Raw genomic sequence first — 22,784 nt, 5'->3', positions numbered from 1 at the left:
ATCGTGCTAAAGTAAAGTTAAAATTGTAATTTTAGAAGAAAGGTGATCCATTTTGAAGAATTGGCTAAATATACGTACTGCGTCATTCGTGTTCTGGGTAGTTATTTCGCTTATTATGATTCTTACAATGCCAAACCTAGATACATTGGTACGTGAAAAAGGTCAAACAGAAATCCCGGACTATACTCAAAGTCAAATAGCATCGGATTTATTAATAGAAATGGCAAATGAGGAAACTGAAAATTATCAGTTTATCGCTGTGTTCACAAGTGGTAATGACGAGGCTTTAAATGAAAATCAGTTAACTGATATCGACACAGCCATTCAAACACTAAAAGATGATAGTGAAGAACTTGGAATTACTGATATGCTTACTTACTCTGATAGTGAAGAAGCTGAAAAACAACTTGTATCTGAAGATGGAACAACGATTTTGACGCAAATTTCTGTTGACCATAATCAAGGGACAGTTGAAGAAGTAGCACAAAGCTTGCGCGAGAAAACGAAAGTAGCATCTGTTGATTCATATTATACGGGGACAGATATCGTATTAGATGACTTTGCAAAATCCTCACAAGAAGGAATTAAGAAAACAGAAGTTATTGCGATTATCTTTATACTATTGGTGTTAGTATTAGTATTCCGTTCACCAATCGTTCCTTTAATTTCACTTATTACAGTAGGTGTATCATATATTGTTTCACTTGGTATTGTGACACATCTGGTTGATAAGTTTGACTTCCCATTCTCTAACTTTACTCAGATCTTCTTGATTGTAATTTTGTTTGGGATTGGAACAGATTATAATATTTTACTTTATAATCGCTTTAAAGAGGAACTTGGTAAGGGCGGACATATTTTAAAAGCTATTACTGAAACCTATCGAACAGCAGGTAGAACCGTTATCTATAGCGGTATTGCCGTATTTATCGGATTTATGGCGCTTTATTTAGCTGAATTTAAATTGTATCAAGCAACATCAGCGGTTGCGATTGGGGTAGCTGTATTATTACTAGTATTGATTACGCTAAACCCATTCTTTATGGCAGTGCTTGGGATCAAGATGTTCTGGCCAATTAAGTCTATTAATGGGCATAGTGAAAATAAAACTTGGTTATTTTTATCAAAGCATTCTTTCTTTAGACCAATTGCAGCATTAGCTATTGTATTGGTTATAGCAATTCCATTTATCTTAAAATATACAGGTGACCTAAACTATAACGATTTAGTTGAAATTAGTGATGAATATGAATCGAAACAAGCCATTACAGTAATTGAAGAGCATTTCCCAGCAGGATTTTCTTCACCTGCTTCTCTAGTCATTAAGGCTGATGAATCGTTAGCAACTCAAAAAGCATTACAAGATATCGACAAGTTAGCTGATGTCATTTCAAAAGTAGATGGAGTTTCACAAGTTCTTTCTGTTACTCGTCCTTCCGGGGAGAAAATTCAAGAATTATATATACAAGATCAAACGGAAACGTTAAATAACGGACTTGATTCTGCTCAAGAAGGTTTAGGAACTATTAATGACGGACTTTCAGATGCTGAAAAACAACTAGGAAAAGTCGATCAAAGTCGCTTTGACGGTATACAACAATTAATCGATGGTACATCTTCCATGGAGCAAGGTGTTGGCCAACTAGATGACGCTTTAAATCAAGTCGCTAAAGGATTTAAAGATGGAGCAAATGGTGTATCTCAATTATCGACTAGCTTAAGTACTTTAAAACAAAGCGTGGGTGCCCTAAGTGATGGAGCATCACAATTACAACAAGGCTACAAAGAAATTGAAAATGGATTTAGCGCATTTAGTGAATTGTTCATTACCATGGAAAATGCAATCATGAGTGCAAATCAAGGATATATCGCAATTGAACAATCGATGAATGCCTTAGTCCAATCAAATCCAGAGTTAGCTTCCGATAGTAATGTACAAACCGTACTTGCTACTGCTCAAGGTGCTCAGCAGCAACTTTCACAATTAGCGGCAAAATTACAAGAGCTTACACCACAATATGAAGTTGCAGTTACTTCTTTAAAAGAAGCAAATAAAGCATTTTTGCAAATTAATAGCGGCTTACAACAGGTAGAATCGGGAGTAGGGCAATTACAAACTGGTGCTAGTACATTAGCTACTGGGCTTGAATCAGGTGAAGCCGGTGTTAATCAAATTATTTCAAAAACAGGAGAACTTGAAACAGGATTATCGACTGTTAATGACGGACAAAAACAATTACAAAATGGCTTAGCCGAGCTTCAAGATAAAATTAAACTATTGCAAGATGGTTTAGGTAAAAGTACAGATGGTTTAACTGAAATTAGTGATGGTTTATTAGAGGCACAAAAATATCTTGGTGAAGTTAGTAGTTCAGATTCAAATAATATTTTCTACATACCTCAAGAAGTATTGGATGGAGAAGAATTTGAAAAAAGCTTAAATATGTACATGTCTGAAGATCGGACAATAACTAAGATGACGATTATTTTAGATGTGAATCCATATTCAAAAGAAGCAATGTCTATTATTGAAGATATCGATGAACAAATTAAAGCAACTGCAAAAAGTTCAAGTCTTGCTGATGCAGAAATCGCATTAGGTGGTAAATCTTCAGCAAATGTTGACTTACAAGAGATTTCTACTGGTGACTTTACACGTACAATTGTCATTATGATGATTGGTATTGCGATTGTGTTAGTGATTATCACACGTTCAATTTGGCAAACTATGATTATTATCGCTTCATTAATTTTAGCCTACTATACATCCCTTGGTATTACGGAGTTACTAAGTGATGTACTTCTAGATCAAAATATATTGAGTTGGAATGTACCATTCTTTAGCTTCATTATGATTATTACGCTAGGGGTGGATTACAGTATCTTCTTAATGATGCGATATGCTGAAGTAAAAGATCAGGGAAGTGTGGGAATTATTGATGCTGCAAAACATATTGGTGGCGTCGTATTATCAGCGGCCTTAATTTTAGGTGGTACTTTTGCAGCCTTAATCCCATCTGGTATCGTAACATTAATGCAAATGGCGATATTAGTTTTAATAGGGCTAGTATTGTTGAGCTTTATCATGCTACCGGTTTTCTTACCAGCAATATTAGGATTAACGAATAAATTAAAAAATTTATTTATAAAGAAAAAAGATAAATAGAATGAGAATGGCTCCTATTTTTAGGAGTCATTTTTATTTCGGTTAGGAGAGAAATAAATTGGATAAGTATAGTAATCTATGTGGAGAGATTATACAATTAGCCTTTAAGGTTCATGATTACTTCCGGTAAAATAACAACAAAGAGGTGGCAACATGCAAGGTCGAACGCATTTAGCAATTGGGTTAGGAATAGGAGTAGTGGCGTCAGTTAGCCAGTCACCTGAAGTGATGCCTGTCATCTTAGTTGCAACAGGCATAGCTTCCCTTGCTCCTGATTTAGATGGTAATAATCTGTTAAATAAACATGTAACGAAGACAGCTAAACTAATAAAGAAGCGCGGGATTTTTATTGGTGTGGCATTAATGGCTCTGGCTTTGTATACATTCTTTTTCGATGTGAATTTCTTGTCTTTCCTAGATGGAAAATGGTTTACACAACAAAGTAAACTTCTACTATTTGGTTTGGGAGCAATCATAATCGGTCTTTCAGTGAAAAACTTGGAAACTTTAAAGAATATTTTAATGACCATAATGAGTTTATTCCTGCTATATTATGCATTTACGGATGAGTTGTGGTGGTTGGTAATGTTAGCTATATACTTAGGGGGAGCAGGATGGTTTTCACATAGAGGCACAACACATACAATTTGGGCATTAGCTTATTGGTGGTATATGTCCTACCTGTTACAAGTTAGTACTGGGGTAAGTAGTTTAGCATTTATTTCAACGTTAGCTTATCTTTCACATATTGTAGGAGATATGTTAACGAAAAAAGGAGTAAAATTTCTATATCCTCTTACTAAGAAAGTATTCAGAATACGTTTTTAAAACAAACTAGATTAAAGTATCAAATATAGTCTAGTTTTATAGAAGTTTGGTTATATTCTTCTTTAAATATAAATTTCAATTTGACAGAATGTTTGATTAATAGTAAAATCGGTAACAATTATTAATTGAATTTACTTCTCTAAAAAATAGGTTGCTTTAGCATAGAGTAAATAGTTTTTTATTGACTATATGAAAAAGCTAAATCTATCACAAAGAGGATAACGTTGATCTTCCTTTATTGGAAGAAAAATTACATATTCAGGTAGACGATTAAAAGGCCAAGATGGCTAGTTAAAAGTAAACCGACAATTTTCAAAGTTTAATGGACACAACCATTATGCTTAAAAATTGTCGGTTTTTTTATTTGATAAAAAAACGAAAGGAATGTAGCGAAATGAATAGAATCGTTCAAAGTCAACTATTCACAATGGTCCATATACGGGGGGAAGCAAAATGGTAATATCGTTGCCAGTAATATTTTTAGCGTTACTTTGCCTATCTGTGCTTAGCGGTCTACTTTTGTTATATCCAAAAGTTCCCCTATCTTTTGTTCAGTTTCACGTTGGTGTTACATTGCTGTCCCCGCTAGTTGCATTAATAGCGCTTGTTACGAGTACGGAGACGGTAATCTATGGACCATGGCGTTTTGATTCCTTATCATGGCTACTTGCGTTGTTTGTTCTAACGATTGGATTTATCGTACAGCGCTATTCTGTTCGTTACTTACTTGGCGAACATTCTTATCGAAAATATTTTGCTCTATTAACAATTACGACTTCTGCTGATGCAGCTGTTTGGTTAAGTAATGACCTTCGTCTGCTTCTTGTTTGCTGGGGAATCACACTATTGGGATTGACCTTACTTATCGCTTTAAACAAAGAGTGGGTGGTTGCTAGAAACGCTTCAAAGCAATCTGGTCTTCATTTTGCCCTTGGTTGGCTTTTCCTGTTAGGGGCTTTTATCTGGGTAACCCAAGCGACAGGTCAATGGCAGTTATCAACTGTTTTAAGTGAAAGTAGCCTTTCGCAGCTAGATTCCTGGGAAAAGACTGGTATTAATCTTCTACTAATTTTAGCTGTAATAATTCCGGCAGCACAATGGCCATTCCAACGTTGGCTATTAGATTCAGTAGTAGCTCCAACTCCAGTTTCTGCGGTAATGCATGCGGGATTAGTCAATGCAGGTGGGATTATTTTAACTCGTTTTTCACCAATTTTTAGTGGTGATATAGCTCAAATAATTTTACTTCTATTGTCTAGTGTTTCAGTCATCATCGGAACAGGTATTATGCTAGTCCATGTTGATTATAAGCGACAGCTTGTTGGATCTACAATTGCACAAATGGGGTTCATGTTAATTCAATGTGCATTAGGTGCTTATTTGGCAGCTATCATTCATGCTGTCTTACATGGTCTATTTAAATCAACTCTTTTCTTACAGTCCGGTTCTGTTTTACATCACTCCGCGGAGAAACCTTCACGGAAGAATAAACCAACATCAATCTTATGGTCTATTACGGGTGGAATTTTTGGTCTCCTAGTAGCTATAGGTCTTTGGATGTCTTCAACTCAAGAAGACTATCAATTGATAAGCGCTCTTATCTTAGGGTGGTCCGTTTCAATTGCCTGGACACAACTCGTAGTTTTTGGCTCAGGACGTATCGGTCGCATAGCAGGATTTGTATTGTTTATAGGAGCTGCAATTATATACAGCTTCGTACATGATGCTTTTTACAGTGTGTTACAAGAAATCATCCCAAAAGGAATTCAAACACCAGGACCAGTAGCCACATTATTACTAGCTATTATATTAGTTGGAAGTATTGTAGGGGTATGGCTAGCCCGTCATCGTTCTTCAACTATGTATGTTCGCATCTATCTTTGGCTTGTACGACTAGGCGAGCCTCAACATGATTTGATTGAAAGTCATCCTAAGTATTTAATACAACGATTCGTTAGAGGAGGTCATTTACGATGAAAATGCTACAAGAAAGTACGTTATATATAGAAAAGAATACGGATATCCTCGAAGTTGATATAAATGCCTTAGTGAAATGTGCTAGTCATGTCATTGTACCGCTTGGACCACTTGACACATTTGCAGCACGCAACCCATGGGTAGGCTTAGAGGGACAATCATTCGAACAAACGGCACGCAGACTTAAAGATACTTGTGAAGTAGATATGTATCCTAATCATTCCATGTTTCAGTCAGCCATAGATCATGGTGAGATTCGTCAGGATTTTATAGAAAAGGGAATTCAAGAATGGTTAAATTCACAAGCTTTTGAGTTACCACGTGAAAGAGCCGAACAATTTTGCCGAGCTGCTATTTTACAAGATGATCAATATCCAAGTGATATAGAAAATCTAGAGTTGAAAAGTGTTGCAAAAAAACTTACTAACTTTACAAACTATATAATTAAATCTCTATCAATAAAAACGTATAGTCAAAGTTTGGAACAACTGGGAAAAGCAAATGCAGCCCAAGTATTAAACTCTCATATGATTAAGTGGTGTAAATTATTTTTAGATAAGTCCCAAGCGGTTTGGTTAATGCCTCATCGGGAAGAAGGGTTTTATCATGCTTGGCGTAAACTAGTACAGCATGACTCGTCACTTAGTCGTAAAGTACGTACACAATTAAGTGAGTTGCCAATTGATGCGGAGGGTGCTTTAAAGAAAGTTTTGATTGAATTAGGGGTTTCTAACTCTGACATTCAAGAATATTTAGAAGCACATTTCCTTGCATTGCCGGGTTGGGCAGGAATGATGCTATGGCGTTCACAACAATCAGAAGAAGAAGCATCATTACTGTTAGATTATTTAGCTGTGAGAGTTTCAATGGAATGGGCTTTCGTTAAACCTTATCTTCCATTGCCTGAAAATAGAAATGAAAAAGTGAATCTGGAACCTTTAATTGCAGCTTGGACAGAATGGGGGAACATGCCAATCGATGGTTGGTTAAAGCTATCTTCTGCTGAGATCAAGAAACATCTAATCCTTGCATATCGTTTTGATAAAATTGTACGCAATCGAATATTGCTTGAAGCGTGGGAAAAGACCTACGAAGAACATCTGAAAAAGATGATTACATCTCAACAGAATAATATTGTTATTCCAGATGTAAAGCCAGCCCTTGCACAATTTGTTTTTTGTATTGATGTTCGTTCAGAGCCTTTTCGCCGTAAGCTCGAAAAGGCAGGAGATTTTGAAACCCATGGAACAGCAGGATTTTTTGGTCTTCCGATTGAAACTTGCGAGCTTGGTAGTAATCACACGCATAACTCGTTACCAGTAATGTTTAATCCACAATATAAAGTGAAAGAGATTGCAAAAGAGTCTAAACCCTTTGAACAACGAAATCAGGTAGTCAGTTCGCTTGGGAATACATTTAAAACGATGAAACATAATTTATTTTCCAGCTTAGTGCTTCCGGAAATTAGTGGTCCATGGCTTAGTCTACAAACATTAGCACGAAGCTTTATGCCTAGAAGTACTGGCCGAACTATAAGTAAAATGCTTAATACTTGGGTACAAAAACCATCTACGGAACTTTCTCTTGATAAACAACAACTATCAGATAGTGAGTTACCAATTGGTTTTTCAAATAATGAAAAAGTACACTTTGTACGTCAGGCGCTAAAAATGATGGGACTCACGAATCAATTTGCACCGCTAGTTGTTATTTGTGGACATGGAAGTCATAGCACGAACAATCCATACAATTCAGCTCTAGATTGCGGTGCATGTGGGGGGAAATCAAGTGGATTCAATGCGCGGGTACTTGCAGCATTGTGTAATCTTCCGAATGTAAGAGAGAGTCTTGCATCTGAAGGTATTATAATCCCAAAGGATACTGTTTTTGTAGCAGCTGAACATATTACCACGCTGAATGAATTACAATGGCTTTATGTTCCGGAACTATCAGATAAAGCAAAGGAATCATTTAAACAGGTTCAAGATGTGTTACCAATGGTGAGTGAGGAAGTGAATGCTGAACGAATTCCGCAGTTACCAAATCTCAAAAGCCATTTAAAGAATGCAAAAGGTGAAGCACAGCGTCTTTCAGAAGACTGGAGTGAGGTTCGTCCTGAATGGGGGTTAGCACGTAATGCTGCGTTTATCATCGGGGGACGTCATTTAACTCAAGATTGTAATTTGGATGGAAGAGTTTTTCTTAATAATTATAACTGGAAAAAAGATAAGGATGGTGCTATTCTTGCTAATATTATTGCTGGGCCGGCAATAGTAACTCAATGGATTAACCTACAATATTATGCATCCACAGTTGCTCCACATTATTACGGCAGTGGCAATAAAACAACCCAAACTATTACAGCAGGTCATGGGGTCATGCAAGGTAACGCCAGTGACTTGTTGTCTGGACTTCCGTTTCAATCTGTTATGAAATCAGATGAAGAGGCATATCATGAGCCGCTCCGTTTGTTGGTAGTCATTCAAGCGCCAACGAGTTATGTAAAACGGGTGCTAGAGCAAAACCATGTATTCCATCAAAAAGTGAAAAATGGTTGGATTCGGTTAGCATCGATTGATACTGAAGGCAGTTGGGTGAGTTGGTATTAACGATAGGGTGTCGTTTTCAGGAAAAGATTGAATACTTCAGGCTAAATTTGGCCAACTCTGAATGTAATATAAAAAAGGAAAAGGAATCGGTATGGATAAAACAAAAGGAACAGTCGAAGCTGAAATAAGCAAAGCTTTAACACATTGGGAGAAAAGTTATCTTGGACGAGGTTCTGTATCTGTTAAATCGGATATTTTACGAGATATGATCATTGTCAATCTTCAAGGGATACTAACTGCTGCAGAATATACAGTATGTCAGGATAAAGATGGATTGTTATCTGTAAAAGAACATCGTAACAGTTTAGTTGAATCCGGTTTGGATGAGTTAAAAGAAATTATCCTAACGATAACAGGGGAAGAAGTATTAAGTTTTCACACGGATCTTAGTACACAAACGGGAGAACGAGTAATCATTTTTAAACTAGCCAGTGATCTACAAAGCAAATTGTAACGAATAAAAAGTCTTAATTCTTCCGACCCGGGAGATTAAGACTTTTTTTATTATCTGCCATGAGCTTTTTCGATGAAATTGGCAAACTGTTTGGTGAATGGGAGTACCATTAATGAACTTACTACATTAAAAATCACACTTATGTGTGCTAGTTGTACGTCAGGGTATCGAGATAAATTGGAACCAATCGACGCCAATACTCCTATGAACGGATAGAAAAGCGCAACGCCTATAACATTTAGCCATATATGTGAATATGCCGTAAGTTTACCCTCTCTACCAGAACCTAATGAAGCAAGCCATGAATCAAAACAAGTACCGATATTTGCGCCAAGAACAATGGCAACACCTGTATCTAAATTCAAAGTTCCAGCAGCAAGAAACCCCATCATTATGCCAGTTGTTGCTGTACTTGATTGAATTAAGGCAGTAAGTATTGCTCCTGCTAATACCGCATAAAAGAGGTTTCCATCAAGCATGAGGAAGATTTTATCGATATATTCCAATTCTCTTAAAGGTGTGGCTAGTTTTTCAAATCCCCACATAGCTCCAAAAATGGCAGCTATTCCGATTAACGCTAAACCGGAGTTACGTAGTTTCTTAAATAGCAAGAGATGTATGCCGAATATTGCTAATGGGATGATTAATGAATCGATATTTAATGTAATTAGTTCAGCCGTTACCGTAGTGCCAATATTCGCTCCTAATATAACGCCGATAGATTGTGAGAAACTAATAACCTTTGCAGCAACTAATCCAATTGTGATGATCGAAACAGCAGAACTGCTTTGTAGAATAGCTGTTACAAAGATTCCAAGTAAAAGTCCCTTCCATGGTTTATTCGTTAAAGTGACGAGCGCCTTTTCTAGTCTTTTGGATGATAGATTAAAAAGCCCCTTTCTTAATAAAAACATCCCAAATAAAAACAAGCCTACTAGGAGGGTAAATAACGATAATTGAAACATTTAATAATTCCTTTCTTTTTTTTAACTTGAAGAATGCTAATTATCGAGGTAACTCCCAACTTTTTAGAGTAGTTTGTTTGAAATTAGTTAAATGGGATAATGGTGTATTTGCGTGGGGGTTGTCCTTAAATACTAATAGATTGTCCAAATAGATAGTTCAGTGTATGCCTATTACGGCAGTTTAATGTGGACTAGCACATTGATTGGGGAAGTTTTCTTAGGTGATAGATAATAAAAAGGTAGGTATAAATTCCTCCCTAAGTTACGTATTGGATTAAGTTTTATTACAATGCCTTTGAACACAGCAGGATTAAATGCATTGCCAAAGGAACTTGTTACGCATGGGACTGCTGTAAACAATACGGTACGTCAAATTGCTGGGGCTATTGGGACGGCAGTTGTTGTAACTATTTATACAGCACAAGCCACTGATTATGCTGGGAATTTAGTTAATCAAGGTGTAACAGAAAATTTGAAGGCACTTGCTTCAATCTTTGCTTCGGGGAAATCCTATTATTTTATGATGATATTAGCGATTGTTGCGTTGGTTATTACTTTGTTTACACCATTAAAAAAGCCAGTGCCATATGAAAAAATGTAAAATGAACCCCCCAAGAATTTTTCACATTCTTGGGGGGTTACTTCTGCGATGAAAGTGATAGCGAAAAGTAGTCGTCTCAAAAGACTTTTTCAGTCGACTCCTTTAATGATGACCTTCTACATGAACTCTTTTAATAAAGATACTAACAATTAAACCAACAATTGCAACGATAATTGCGAAGATAAAGGCATCTTGAACACCTGAAGTAAAGGCAAGTAGTTGATTTAGTGGGTTTGTTGCATCTGTAACAGATTTTAAATATCTTTCAGTACCAGAAGATAAAATCGAAATGGCTACAGCTGTACCAATCGCTCCTGAAACTTGTTGAAGTGTGTTCATGATTGCAGTTCCATCTGGATATAGCTCACGAGGTAATTGGTTTAAGCCATTTGTTTGAGCTGGCATCATAATCATTGAAACACCCACCATCATTAAGATATGCATAGCAATCAAAAATCCAGAAGATGTATCTAAATCAATTGTTGAAAAACCAACTAATGAACCTGTAACAATGATAATACCAGGAATAACAAGCCATTTTGGTCCAAACTTATCAAATAGATTTCCCATTACAGGAGATAGCAATCCGTTTACAATTCCACCAGGTAATAATAATAAACCTGCTGCAAAGGTACTTAGTGCCAGTGAGTTTTGTAAGTATAATGGTAAAACAATCATGGAAGAAAGAATAACCATCATACAAATTAAAACGAGAATTAAACCAATCACAAACATTGGGTACTTGAATGCACCTAAATTTAACATTGGCTGTTTCATTTTTGTTTGTCGAATGCCAAAAAGAAGTAGTCCAATTACTCCCACGATAATAGAAGTAATTACAATTGAATCTCCCCAACCACCTTCACCAGCAATACTGAAGCCGTAAACTACACCACCAAAACCAATTGTAGATAAAATAATCGATAAAATATCAATTTTAGGTTTTGTAGGTGTTGAGACATTTTGCATGTAGATAATGCCAAATACAAGAGCAATCACAAGCACCGGTAAAGAGAACCAGAAAATATAATGCCAAGTTAGTGTTTTAAGGATTAGACCAGAAAATGTTGGTCCGACAGCTGGAGAAAAGGAAATGACAAGACCCATTAATCCCATAATTTTTCCTCTTTTATATGGAGGAACAATTAATAGAATGGTGTTAAACATAAGCGGTAACATTAATGCAGTTCCCATTGCTTGAACGACACGTGCAATCATTAAGAATGCGAAGGAAGGAGCAATCGCAGCGATAAAAGTACCTACAATGGATAAACTAATGGAAACAATAAACAATTGCCTCGTTGTGAACCACTGCAAAATTAAACCAGATACAGGAACAAGAATTCCCAGTGTTAATAAAAAGCCGGTTGTAAGCCATTGTACGGTCGTTTCATGGATATTAAAATCCACTATTAGAGTACCTAAAGCCATATTCAAAGCAGTTTCGCTAAATAATCCGATAAATCCGGCAATCAAAAAAGAGACGATAATAGGAAACACTTTATATTGCTCCGTTGCTTCGTCCTTAGTTCGACTCATTTGAGCTTCAATATTCATTTTTTGCCTCCTATTTTTTTAAAATCCAGAAGAAACAATCATATGATTCTTCTATAAATTACCTTTTCTATTAAATAACAAAAACAGCATCACTTCAATTATTTTGCAAAGACTTCGAGCAAATAATTCACCAAAAATAGATTATTGTGATGAAACCGAAAAAATGCGCTGACAAATGGTTATTATACAGAAATAAATTGCTAATATGAAGCAAAAGTTTACTAGTTCTATATAGGAATGTTATTATTGATTTTAGAGTGTTTTTGAATGCGCTTACAATAGAGCGGTGGTTCTAAATTAATTTTTTCTTCAATATAAAGGTAACAGAAGGGAGGGAAAATGATGGATAGTATTGACATACAATTATTAGAGATTCTCCAAAATGACGGTAGAATAACAGTGAGTGAGCTATCGAAGGCATTATCCTTAAGCCGTCCGAGTGTGACCGAGCGACTAACAAGATTAATGGAAAAAGGCATTATTTCTAAAATCAGTGCCATTGTTCCTCCACCTAAAGTAGGGCGTGAATTGCTGTTATTTATTCAAGTAAGTCAAGTGAAGGTGCCATATTCTGAATTTGAGAGTTTTATAGTCGACCACCCTGATATCATTGAATGTCACAGAATTACAGGAGTAGTGGATTATTTATTAAAAGTTGCAGTTAATGATATGGAGCACCTACGTAAGGTAAGTGACGAACTATTAAAATATGGAAATATTAATTCATCTATCGTTCTTAAATCACCGATAACTGGAAAGAATATTCTCCCTTCTGTTGATAACAAATTTGAATAACATAAAAGAGTCGACTTTCGCATATGTTGAAAGTCGTTTTTTTATGAAAATAAACAAAAAACAAAATGTATAAAATATTTGTAAAAATTCTACATCATGTAAAATATTGCTCTTAAAATCGTTCTTTTTGTTATATAGAAGATTCCACTAAAGATTTATAATTATCTAAAAATTGACTTAAATCTCAAATTAATGAGGTGATCTTATATGGGATATGAAAAAGATTTTCCAATGCAACAGATTGTTGATAAGGATGGCTTTTTAATTTTAGAAGACTATAAAGATAAAATAACTCGTGATTTAGTTTTAACTTTTTATCGTCATTTAATTAGAGTGAGAACGTTTGACCGCAAAGCAAAAAACTTACAGCGACAAGGTCGAATTGGAACGTATGCAATGTTTGAAGGGCAAGAAGGGGCTCAAGTAGGAAGTGCAATGGCATTAAAAGAAAATGATTGGATGTATCCAACTTACCGTGATCACGCGGCAAGTATAACGTTTGGTCATTCTTTACCAACAATTTTAGCTTACTGGAAAGGAAGAGTTGAAGGTGGGGTTCCTCCGAAAGGGAAACATATTGTTCCTCCATCGGTTCCAATTGCAACTCAACTTCCATTAGCTGCAGGAACTGCCATGGCAGAGAAATATAAAGGTACTAATAATGCAGTCATTTGTTATTTCGGGGATGGTGCGACATCTGAGGGGGATTTCCATGAAGGGATGAACTTTGCTAGTGTGTTTAAAGCGCCAGTTGTATTTTTTAACCAAAACAATAGCTATGCCATCTCAGTTCCGATTGAAAAGCAAATGAACTCCAAAACAATCGCACAAAAATCCGCTGCATATGCTATTCCAGGTGTAAGAATTGATGGAAATGATATTTTTGTCGTTTATTTTGAAACGTTAAAGGCGTTAGAACGAGCTCGAAATGGTCATGGTCCAACATTAATTGAAGCTGTGACGTGGAGATATGGTGCACATACAACAGCAGATGACCCTACAAAATATCGAAATCAAGAAGAAAGTGAAAAGCGCCGTGAATTTGATCCAGTTACTCGAGTTGAAAAGTTTATGAAAAATTACGGGTACTGGGACGATGAATGGGTTGAAAATCAAAAGCAATTAGTAGAGGAAGAAATAAATCAAGCAGTTATCGAAATGGAAGCTATGCCAAGTCCAAATGTAAGCGATTTATTTGATCATATCTTTGCTGAACCTACATGGACTATTCAAGAACAAAAAAATGCCTATCTGACACATTTGCGAGGTGAAGCATCATGCAATCATTAACATTAATTCAAGCAATCACAGATGGTATGCGTACAATGCTAAGAGAACGAGATGAAGTACTTGTTCTCGGTGAAGATGTTGGAAAAAATGGTGGAGTATTCCGTGCAACAGACGGTTTACAAGAAGAGTTTGGAGAAAGCCGAGTGATTGATACACCATTAAGTGAAGCGGGTATTATTGGCTCTTCAGTAGGGATGGCGATGAATGGTTTATTGCCAATTGCAGAAATTCAATTTATGGGATTCATTTATCCTGCCTATGAACAAATCATGACGCATGCTACTCGTATGCGATATCGAACAATGGGAGCATACTCAGTTCCGTTAGTGATTCGTGCGCCATATGGAGCGGGTGTTCGTGCTCCGGAAATTCATTCAGACAGTACAGAGGCATTATTTACACATATGCCAGGGATAAAAGTAGTTTGTCCTTCAACTCCATATGATGCAAAGGGATTGTTAATTTCAGCAATTGAAGATCCAGATCCGGTGTTGTTTATGGAATCTTTAAGACTATATCGTTCTGTGCGCGGTGAAGTGCCGGAAGGAAAATATTCAGTGGAGATTGGAAAGGGCGTTAAACGTAAAGAAGGAGAAGACATCACATTAATTGGTTGGGGTGCAATGATGCCGGTACTTGAAAAGGCAGCAATGGAAGCCGAAAAGAAACTAATTAGTTGTGAAATTATCGATTTACGTACACTATATCCAATTGATAAAGACATTATTGCAGAGTCTGTTCAAAAAACAGGTCGTTGTGTTATTGTCCATGAAGCACATGCGACAGGTGGTTTAGGCAACGATATTATTTCAATTATTAACGATACTTCATTCTTATATATGAAAGCACCAATTCAGCGTGTAACTGGTGCGGATGTACACGTCCCATTCTTTGCTTTAGAAGATCATTATTTACCAACGCCTGATCGTGTAATGGAAGCGATTGAAAAGGCAATTTATTTCTAGGGGGTGTAAAGATGGTTGAAATGAAATTTCACGATGTAGGTGAAGGGATTCATGAAGGGGAAATTCTCACCTTTTTTGTAAAAAAGGGTGACCAAGTTGCAGTAGATCAACCTTTGTTGGAAGTACAAACAGAGAAGATGGTTACGGAATTACCATCACCTTCAGCCGGTATAGTAAAGGATATTCTAGTTGAGGAAGGATCAACAATTACAGTAGGGACAACGATATTAATCATCGAAGAAGTGGGAGCAAAGAAGGTAGAAACAAAAGAAATTCAACCTATTAAAATACCACTGGAAAAAGAAAGTACTGTAACTCAAAGTGAACCCAAAAGTAGAATTGGCGTTATCATTGCTACTCCATATACACGGAAAATTGCAAGAGAAAACGATGTAGATATCACTCTAGTAAAGGGAACAGGTCCAGCTGGTCGAGTACTAGAAGAAGACATCTATCAATATCTAAAAGCGCAAAAAGAACCGAATATAGTTCCTGTAGTAGAAGAAAAAATTGTTAAAGTGGTTGAAGAAGAAGCGGATGTTATTCCGTTTAAGGGTATCCGAAAACAAATCGCAAAAAAAATGACAAAGTCTTTATTTACAATTCCACATGTCACACATTTTGAAGAAATCGATATGACGAATTTATTAGCTTTCCGCGAAGAATTAAAGCGAACAAATACGAATGTTTCTGTTGTTGCATTTTTCATTAAGGCATTGGCAATTGCATTAAAAGACTTCCCGATATTCAATGCGAAAGTAGATGAAGATAATGAAGTCATTCGTTTAGAAAAAGCGATTCATATGGGGCTTGCTACTGATACAGAGCAGGGACTAATTGTACCGGTATTAAAGGATGTAACTCAAAAATCATTAAAGCAAATTCATGAAGAAATGAAAACGTTAACAAAGAAGGCACAAGAAGGGAAGTTATCTGTATCTGAAATGACAGGTAGCACATTTACGATAAGTAATGTTGGTCCATTAGGTAGTGTTGGGGCAACACCTATAATCAATTATCCAGAAACGGGATTGATGGCATTTCATAAAACAAAGAAAATGCCAGTAGTAAATGATAAGGATGAAATTGTCATCCGTTCGATGATGAATATCTCCATGTCTTTTGACCATCGTGTAGCTGATGGCGGTACAGCTGTGGCATTTACTAATAAATTTAAAGAATTAATTGAAACACCAAGTTTATTATTCTTGGAATTAACATAATGAAAAGCTCAATTTCTCAAAGGTTTTCATTTGAGGAATTGAGCTTATTTTCGTTTTTATTAAGATAGAATGATCACTGAGGATACAACACTAGATACTTTTTTGCCATTTTGGAATAGTTCAGCAACAAGGTAGGCTGTTTTAGTTCCCATTCGCTCAACTTTCGCTTCTATCGTGACTTCACCAGGTAAAACAGGTCGATGAAACGTTGTATGAAGGTCAATCGAAGCGAAGGATTGATTAGAGTTGAGCTTCGATGAAACAGCGTAAGCCATGATAATATCTGCAGCAGAAGCGACGAAACCTCCCATTGTGACACCAATGCCATTTAAAAATTTTTCATCAACTTTCCATACGCCTCGTGCAACACCATCTGATGCATAGGTTGCTTCGATTTGTAAAGTTATATCACAGTTAGGTGGTTTTTTCCCCAATGTAACAACCTCTAATAAATCTGCCCCTTTAAACAAGTTTCCCATAAGATGTTCCCCCTTAAAACTTCCTATTACTGAAAATTCTAACACTTATTCTTATAGAATGGCATAGGAAACTATATTTTTTTCAATTAAAAATGCTCCTTTTTTCTAGAATATTCTTATGTATGAACCATAACGAACTGGAAAGATTAAAACGTAAGATGGAAGGAAAGGAGAATTCATTCATGCAATATACAAAAGCATTTTTTATTAAGTATGGTGTAACGTTAGCTGCATTAATTCTCGTATTAGGATTGTTCTTTAATGCTCAATTAGTGGACATTCTTATTATCGGAACAGTGCTAACAATTATTGCATTCCTCGGGGATATGTTTATATTACCGAATATCGGAAACATTTGGGCTGCCTTTGCAGACTTTGTCATAGCGTTTTTAGGAATATGGGCGATGGGTTCACTTTTATTTGAACAAGACCAAAATGTTTCAATCATGTCCGCGTCATTTCTAGCAGCGCTTTTTGTATTTGGTGTAGAGTTATATTACCACAGATACTTAAGAGACCATGTATTTGTGAATGTGGATCAGCCAAATAATATTACGAGAGCAAGGAAAATACAAACTGAATATGTAAAAGAGTTTATTGATCCTGAATTACAAAAAAGTAAAAATAATATGAGTTAAATATAAGGAAAACCATTTTCAAGTGAGTATCTTGAAAATGGTTTTTTTACTGTATATCAGCAATCTCTTCTACTTCACTGAAGCCTAATGTCTTACGAAACTTCATATGGTGCATAAAATTATTTAAAGCATCAGATGGATCGATATATTGAAAGTTCAGTGTTTCAAGAATAGCTCGATCGAACTTTATCGATAGAATACAAAATCTTTCTACATGACCATTCTCAGTATTAAGCTGCTCATCATAAGCATGAACATATGCGGTTTCAATTGGCAAAAGTGCAAATAGGTCGCGAGCAATTCGAATCGTACAACTACACACATAATCCTGTTGCAAATCAAAATACTTAGTTTTTGTTAGCTTTTTAACAGACAAATTTCCAGCCTTTGTTAAGGTTTTCTCCATTGTAGGAATAATACTTTTTGAATGGACATCAAAGGTAACAACTAGAGTGGTCGGATCGTTACAACCGATTTCGAAACCACTTCCATATTCGCTTAAATCATTTAATGGCTCCATCTCTTCAATGACTTGCATATATGTATCCAAGTCACCAGCAAGAATTCGTTCAACCAATCCTTTTAGTTTTTGCCAATCTTCATATGCTTCTTCATCTTCTTTTCTTGCAAGTAAAACGGCTTTCTCCAATAATTTTCTTTTATCGTTTTTTAATAGCCTTCCAAAGAAACTCGGTTTATAGCTGTGAAGGGCTTCAAGGGCTACCTGTTCATTTGGCCCAACTTCATTTTTTTGAAATGGTGGAGGACAAGTAGCTAACTCATTCCAATTTACTTGATCATCTGCTTCAATATGGATAGATTTTAATATTTCACAAGTATTTAAATACGTCTCCACTTCAAATCGTGCAAGCTCTTTCTTTTCTTGCATTTGTTGCTGCTTTAAAGTTTGTCTTTTTTGGTAGGCGGGAGATTTATATGTTTTCCCACCACTTGTTGTGGAATAAGAAATACCTGAGCCCGGTATTCCAACCGTAGCACGACGTTTACCACTTGTGTTAATTGAATAGCGGAGTCCTTTTCCGCCAAAGCTAAGGCTGGAACTTTTCTTTCCGACATTGAGTCGCACACCGGGAGCAATCTTTATGCTCTTTCTAAAATTAAATCCCATCTATCCACCTCCAAAAAGGAATCTCTTATCATTAAGTATCCTCAAAAGAAAGGGAGAAAATTAATTTTTGCGTTGTCTTTTTCCTTGTAAATATCTCCATAGGGAAGCTGCAATTTCATGAGCTTCAGCTTCATGGGGTGTATTGGCGAATGATTTCGTAAATGCTTGGCTGATGGATTCTAATACAAAAAACTTATCATCATCAATATTGAGCTCTTTAATTAGGAAGTTTGTATATTCAATTCCATCTACCCGGTCATGTTGTGTTAATTTTTCTTTAAATCCATGCAGTTGCTCAAGTAATATTTCTTTCGTTATGATTTTTTCATCAACTTTTTGTAAAAATGATTGATAAATATCTCTGGTAAAAATGATATTTCTTGATTCCAACTGTCGTTCAATTATCGCATCAATATGCTCCATGATGACCTGTACAACGATTTCGGGAGACGCTAATTGGGTTGTCGCCATTGCAAAAATTCGTAAAGATTGTTGCATCATTCCCATTGCTTGAACTGCACATTCAAAAGAGAACTCCTTAATTTTCTCACCATAAATATCAACGAACCGGCTAGATAGCCAGGTTAGCTCTGATATTAAATATTTTTGGATAACCTCTTTTAATTCCTTGTCTGTATTCCCTGAAAGTGACTCAAAGATTTGTGCTAGGTTTCTTTTGCGATGTATATAGGCAAGTAGCGCAATTTGTTTTATTAGTACCTCTTTATTTGAGGGATCTTCATTTAAAGCCACTTCAGAACGCTGATTAATTATTTCTTCTCTTGTCTCTTCTAATATTGAAATCAAACATTCAATTTTAGAACTGAAATGGTTATAAAAAGTACCTTTTGATACGTTAGCTGCAGTAATAATGTCAATAATAGAAGTATCATTAAACCCTTTTTCAATGAAAAGGTGACGTGCTGCATGGATAATTTGTCTTTTTCTTTTATTCATAGTTCCACCTTTTTTTATAATTATTAATTTAATTATACCACTAGTCTAAATTGTAAACACTTTCATATCAATGATTTTAAATAATTTATAATTTTTATTGAAAAAATTAGACCATGAGTATAAAATTAGCTACGTGAATAAAATGGGAGAGAGTGAACGTTAAAATATGAACAATGAGCAAACAACGAAAAAGCCTCCGTATTTAATGATAGCAATATTATTTGTCGGAGCTTTTGTGTCATTTTTAAATAACACATTATTAAATGTGGCACTTCCAACAATGATGGAAGATTTTAAAGTGACGTACGCAACAGTACAATGGCTTGTAACTGGATACATGCTTGTGAGTGGTGTATTAATTCCAGCGTCAGCCTTTTTAATTACACGATTTAATACTAGACCGTTATTTATTGTAGCAACTGTTATTTTTACAGTGGGTACAGCATTAGCAGCATATTCTCCAACATTTAGTATCCTATTAATAGGAAGAATGCTTCAAGCTGTTGGTTCATCGGTAATGGGTCCATTATTAATGAACGTAATGTTAATTAGTTTTCCAATTGAAAAACGTGGTGCAGCTATGGGTGTGTTTGGTTTAGTTATGATTTCAGCCCCAGCAATTGGACCAACGTTATCAGGATATATTGTAGAGCATTATGATTGGCGCGTATTATTTGGTATGATTTTACCATTTGCGTTAATAAGTTTGCTTTTAAGTATTTGGAAGTTAAAAAATATTTTACCTACTAAAAAAGTAACATTAGATTATTTTTCATTAGTACTTTCAACAATCGGTTTTGGTGGAATTCTTTATGGTTTCAGTACTGCAGGTAATGATGGTTGGTCAGATCCAATCGTTATTACAACCATTGTAATTGGTGTAATAGGAGTCGTTCTTTTTGTATTACGTCAGTTAAGATTAGAAACGCCATTACTAAGTATGGAAATTTTCAAAGCAAGACCATTTGCATATGCTGCAATAATTAACACAGTCATTGCAATGGCATTAATGGGTGGTATGATTTTAACACCAGCCTATGTACAAAATGTTCGTGGTATTGATCCGTTAGAATCTGGTTTAATGATGTTACCAGGTGCCATCGTTATGGGACTCATGTCACCAATTACAGGGAAATTGTTTGATAAAATGGGTCCTCGAATTTTAGCAGTTGTTGGTCTTACAATCACTACTGTTTCTACTTACTTATTGTCACAGTTGGATTTAGAATCAACAAAATTATACATTATTATGGTTTACTCATTACGAATGTTTGGTATGTCTCTTGTAATGATGCCAATTACAACAAATGGGTTAAACTCACTACCAAGACGTTTAAATCCACATGGAACTGCGACAAACAATACGATTCAACAAATTGCAGGTTCAATTGGTACTGCTATCTTAATCGCAGTGATGAATGCTCGTACAACTTCTGTTGGGGAGGATTTGGCAAAAGATGCTGCTGCAAATGCAACTGGACAAATGACAGAAGCACAGATGTTAGAGTTAAAAACTCAAATTACACAACAAGCACTTTTAGAAGGAATCGAATTCGCATTCTTTGTGGCAACAATTATTTCATTAGTTGCCCTAATACTATCGTTCTTCCTAAAACGCGCCGTTAATCCAGAACAACCACAAATGAAATAAAGCTTTATAAAATCATAAAAAACGAGTTTTATACTCGTTTTTTATTTAACTTTAAATTTAATAATGTAATATTTCCACTTCAACAAGAATACACTTATTAACGGTGTGTTCTTTTTATTTTTATTATATTAAAAGTATTCTTTTCGTTGTGTTATCTTTTCTAACATGAAAAATAGTGTATAATCATTATGGTAGTAATTATTGTTTTATAAGATTTTGGTGGGGGGTTAGACAAATGGATGTTCTGAATATTTTAGACAAAGTAGATGATATGAACGTCTCTTTTGAACCAATTTACAGTGCCGATGAGCATGTAATCGTAGCATATGAAGTAATTGGACAATTTACAATTGAAGGGAAAACGGTAAACGTTACTGAACTTACATATGATGAAACGATTCCAGAAGATTTACGATCTGAAATGGAGTTAAATCTTATAAAGAAAGCGATTACATTTTCAAAGGAAGAAGTTTTACAAAAACAGATTGCCCTCTATTTACCTTGTAATCCTAATTTACTTATGATTGATTTTGGTGATAGATATTTCGAAATGTTAAAAGAATTGGTTGAAGAAAGTCAATTTCCATACATTTATTTAGTAATTCCAGAACATAAGTATGTTGGAGATCTTGAACAGTTACAACATCCAATTCGATATATAAAAACATATGGTGTAAAAATTGCATTAGATCAAATTGGTTCTGAAAGTAATTTGGATCAAATATTGATGTTTGAACCAGCAGTCTTAAAAATTAATGTTAGCCAATTAAATTACAATGCGTGGGGAGCACAAAACCACGTGTTTACGACAATTCAAGCATTAGCAGTGAAAATTGGTGCTACTTTAATGTTTGATAATATATCAACAGATTATCAATTACACCATGCATGGAAAAATGGTGCACGCTATTTTAAAGGTGGGTATTTGCAAAAACCATCGAATCAGTTTATTCCGAAAGATACATTAAAAGAACGTTTCCGTAATGAATGCCAACAGTTTATTTCAACTGAAAAGCGGTTATTGGAAGTGAAATACGGTGAAATGCTTCAATTAAAAAAGAAGATTGCCACAATTGTTGAGAATACAAAACCTGAACGAAATAATGATGAGAAATTATTGCAGCTTGCAAAACAATTGGAGAATATTGCATTCCGTTTTTATATTTGTAATGAGGAAGGGTTCCAAATCTCGCCGAATATCGTTCGTCAAAACGGAAATTGGATAGTGGATCAAGAGGCTGTAGGGAAAAACTGGAGTTGGCGTCCGTATTTCTTATTCAATATTATTAAATTGAGAAATGATGGAAAAGGTGAACTTTCTAGTATCTATAGTGACATTGTGACAGGCGAATTAACGCGTACGTACTCGATGGCACTTAATGACCATGAATATTTATTTGTGGACGTTACGTATGATTACCTTTACGAACATAATATTGTGAATTAACAAATGGGCTACTAATGGAACAATTGAACATTAGTAGCCCATTTTATTTATTG

The 22,784-nt window shown here is 35.5% G+C and carries 17 protein-coding genes and 1 pseudogene; 13 read left to right on the top strand and 5 right to left on the bottom strand.

Translation table 11 applies throughout. The features are described 5' to 3' along the window. The first annotated feature begins 52 nt into the window (after positions 1-52). The 5 genes from D8M03_RS08355 to D8M03_RS08335 all read left to right on the top strand — a co-directional run bounded on the left by D8M03_RS08355 (position 53) and on the right by D8M03_RS08335 (position 9,034). Positions 53-3,166 carry an MMPL family transporter gene (locus D8M03_RS08355; RefSeq protein WP_245987510.1) on the top strand — a complete coding sequence of 1,038 codons (3,114 nt, stop codon included), beginning with the start codon at positions 53-55 and terminating at the stop codon, positions 3,164-3,166. A 153-nt stretch (positions 3,167-3,319) separates the two neighbouring features. Then, positions 3,320-3,994 (top strand): metal-dependent hydrolase, encoded by a 675-nt coding sequence (locus tag D8M03_RS08350; protein ID WP_121214312.1) that lies wholly within the window; start codon positions 3,320-3,322, stop codon positions 3,992-3,994. A gap of 453 nt (positions 3,995-4,447) precedes the next feature. Continuing rightward, a complete protein-coding gene (locus D8M03_RS08345; protein WP_121214311.1) occupies positions 4,448-5,971 on the top strand; it encodes an NADH dehydrogenase subunit 5 in 1,524 nt (507 codons plus the stop codon). After that, positions 5,968-8,580 carry a DUF2309 domain-containing protein gene (locus D8M03_RS08340; protein WP_121214310.1) on the top strand — a complete coding sequence of 871 codons (2,613 nt, stop codon included), beginning with the start codon at positions 5,968-5,970 and terminating at the stop codon, positions 8,578-8,580. The genes D8M03_RS08345 and D8M03_RS08340 overlap by 4 nt, the downstream gene beginning before the upstream one ends. Positions 8,581-8,671: 91 nt before the next feature. After that, a complete protein-coding gene (locus D8M03_RS08335; protein ID WP_121214309.1) occupies positions 8,672-9,034 on the top strand; it encodes a Na-translocating system protein MpsC family protein in 363 nt (120 codons plus the stop codon). 50 nt (positions 9,035-9,084) lie between these two features. Here D8M03_RS08335 and D8M03_RS08330 read toward each other — a convergent pair whose 3' ends face one another. Then, positions 9,085-9,999: a Na/Pi symporter gene (locus D8M03_RS08330; protein ID WP_121214308.1), complete on the bottom strand. Its 915-nt coding sequence runs from the start codon at positions 9,997-9,999 to the stop codon at positions 9,085-9,087. A gap of 262 nt (positions 10,000-10,261) precedes the next feature. Between D8M03_RS08330 and D8M03_RS08325 the strand changes: the two are divergent. Beyond that, positions 10,262-10,600: pseudogene (locus D8M03_RS08325) on the top strand (MFS transporter); the annotation flags it as partial. Positions 10,601-10,702: 102 nt separating this feature from the next. Here D8M03_RS08325 and D8M03_RS08320 read toward each other — a convergent pair. Then, complete coding sequence (locus D8M03_RS08320) at positions 10,703-12,139, bottom strand: MDR family MFS transporter (protein WP_245987512.1); 1,437 nt, start codon at positions 12,137-12,139, stop codon at positions 10,703-10,705. 360 nt (positions 12,140-12,499) lie between these two features. On the opposite strand from D8M03_RS08320, the gene D8M03_RS08315 reads away from it, so the two are divergent. The 4 genes from D8M03_RS08315 (at position 12,500) to D8M03_RS08300 (ending at position 16,430) form a co-directional block, all read left to right on the top strand. Next, on the top strand, positions 12,500-12,952 hold the full coding sequence (locus D8M03_RS08315; protein WP_121214306.1) for an Lrp/AsnC family transcriptional regulator: 453 nt from the start codon (positions 12,500-12,502) through the stop codon (positions 12,950-12,952). A gap of 207 nt (positions 12,953-13,159) precedes the next feature. Further along, positions 13,160-14,242, top strand: a complete 1,083-nt coding sequence (gene pdhA, locus D8M03_RS08310) for a pyruvate dehydrogenase (acetyl-transferring) E1 component subunit alpha (protein ID WP_121214305.1) — start codon at positions 13,160-13,162, stop codon at positions 14,240-14,242. Next, complete coding sequence (locus D8M03_RS08305) at positions 14,230-15,207, top strand: alpha-ketoacid dehydrogenase subunit beta (RefSeq protein WP_121214304.1); 978 nt, start codon at positions 14,230-14,232, stop codon at positions 15,205-15,207. Before pdhA ends, D8M03_RS08305 begins: the two co-directional genes overlap by 13 nt. An 11-nt stretch (positions 15,208-15,218) precedes the next feature. After that, positions 15,219-16,430, top strand: coding sequence for a dihydrolipoamide acetyltransferase family protein (locus tag D8M03_RS08300; RefSeq protein WP_121214303.1), 1,212 nt, complete (start codon positions 15,219-15,221; stop codon positions 16,428-16,430). Between the two features lie 59 nt (positions 16,431-16,489). Here the strand turns inward: D8M03_RS08300 and D8M03_RS08295 are convergent, their stop codons facing one another. Continuing rightward, the gene (locus tag D8M03_RS08295) at positions 16,490-16,909 is read right to left on the bottom strand and encodes a PaaI family thioesterase (RefSeq protein WP_211330880.1); all 420 of its coding nucleotides are present in this window, start codon (positions 16,907-16,909) and stop codon (positions 16,490-16,492) included. A gap of 182 nt (positions 16,910-17,091) precedes the next feature. On the opposite strand from D8M03_RS08295, the gene D8M03_RS08290 reads away from it, so the two are divergent. Further along, a complete protein-coding gene (locus tag D8M03_RS08290; RefSeq protein WP_170148407.1) occupies positions 17,092-17,547 on the top strand; it encodes a DUF2512 family protein in 456 nt (151 codons plus the stop codon). A gap of 46 nt (positions 17,548-17,593) precedes the next feature. Here D8M03_RS08290 and D8M03_RS08285 read toward each other — a convergent pair whose 3' ends face one another. After that, positions 17,594-18,676 (bottom strand): DUF4236 domain-containing protein, encoded by a 1,083-nt coding sequence (locus D8M03_RS08285; RefSeq protein WP_121214301.1) that lies wholly within the window; start codon positions 18,674-18,676, stop codon positions 17,594-17,596. Between the two features lie 60 nt (positions 18,677-18,736). Next, entirely contained in the window at positions 18,737-19,633 is an 897-nt protein-coding gene (locus D8M03_RS08280; RefSeq protein WP_121214300.1) for a TetR/AcrR family transcriptional regulator, read from the bottom strand. A gap of 166 nt (positions 19,634-19,799) precedes the next feature. On the opposite strand from D8M03_RS08280, the gene D8M03_RS08275 reads away from it, so the two are divergent. Next, a complete protein-coding gene (locus D8M03_RS08275) occupies positions 19,800-21,284 on the top strand; it encodes a DHA2 family efflux MFS transporter permease subunit (protein ID WP_121214299.1) in 1,485 nt (494 codons plus the stop codon). A 235-nt stretch (positions 21,285-21,519) separates the two neighbouring features. Next, on the top strand, positions 21,520-22,731 hold the full coding sequence (locus D8M03_RS08270) for an EAL domain-containing protein (RefSeq protein ID WP_121214298.1): 1,212 nt from the start codon (positions 21,520-21,522) through the stop codon (positions 22,729-22,731). Positions 22,732-22,784: the final 53 nt, after the last annotated feature.

The organism is Ureibacillus endophyticus (genome assembly GCF_003628435.1).
GTDB lineage: Bacteria > Bacillota > Bacilli > Bacillales_A > Planococcaceae > Ureibacillus > Ureibacillus endophyticus.
Note: the sequence above shows the minus strand (reverse complement) of the source record. Positions and strands in the feature narration are given on the sequence as shown.

Bases quoted from the DNA above. Each gene is read 5' to 3' on its own strand.
- D8M03_RS08350 (WP_121214312.1), top strand. From the start codon at position 3,320: ATGCAAGGTCGAACGCATTTAGCAATTGGGTTAGGAATAGGAGTAGTG.
- D8M03_RS08345 (WP_121214311.1), top strand. From the start codon at position 4,448: ATGGTAATATCGTTGCCAGTAATATTTTTAGCGTTACTTTGCCTATCT.
- D8M03_RS08340 (WP_121214310.1), top strand. From the start codon at position 5,968: ATGAAAATGCTACAAGAAAGTACGTTATATATAGAAAAGAATACGGAT.
- D8M03_RS08335 (WP_121214309.1), top strand. From the start codon at position 8,672: ATGGATAAAACAAAAGGAACAGTCGAAGCTGAAATAAGCAAAGCTTTA.
- D8M03_RS08330 (WP_121214308.1), bottom strand. From the start codon at position 9,999: ATGTTTCAATTATCGTTATTTACCCTCCTAGTAGGCTTGTTTTTATTT.
- D8M03_RS08320 (WP_245987512.1), bottom strand. From the start codon at position 12,139: ATGAGTCGAACTAAGGACGAAGCAACGGAGCAATATAAAGTGTTTCCT.
- D8M03_RS08315 (WP_121214306.1), top strand. From the start codon at position 12,500: ATGGATAGTATTGACATACAATTATTAGAGATTCTCCAAAATGACGGT.
- pdhA (WP_121214305.1), top strand. From the start codon at position 13,160: ATGGGATATGAAAAAGATTTTCCAATGCAACAGATTGTTGATAAGGAT.
- D8M03_RS08305 (WP_121214304.1), top strand. From the start codon at position 14,230: ATGCAATCATTAACATTAATTCAAGCAATCACAGATGGTATGCGTACA.
- D8M03_RS08300 (WP_121214303.1), top strand. From the start codon at position 15,219: ATGGTTGAAATGAAATTTCACGATGTAGGTGAAGGGATTCATGAAGGG.
- D8M03_RS08295 (WP_211330880.1), bottom strand. From the start codon at position 16,909: ATGGGAAACTTGTTTAAAGGGGCAGATTTATTAGAGGTTGTTACATTG.
- D8M03_RS08290 (WP_170148407.1), top strand. From the start codon at position 17,092: ATGCAATATACAAAAGCATTTTTTATTAAGTATGGTGTAACGTTAGCT.
- D8M03_RS08285 (WP_121214301.1), bottom strand. From the start codon at position 18,676: ATGGGATTTAATTTTAGAAAGAGCATAAAGATTGCTCCCGGTGTGCGA.
- D8M03_RS08280 (WP_121214300.1), bottom strand. From the start codon at position 19,633: ATGAATAAAAGAAAAAGACAAATTATCCATGCAGCACGTCACCTTTTC.
- D8M03_RS08275 (WP_121214299.1), top strand. From the start codon at position 19,800: ATGAACAATGAGCAAACAACGAAAAAGCCTCCGTATTTAATGATAGCA.
- D8M03_RS08270 (WP_121214298.1), top strand. From the start codon at position 21,520: ATGGATGTTCTGAATATTTTAGACAAAGTAGATGATATGAACGTCTCT.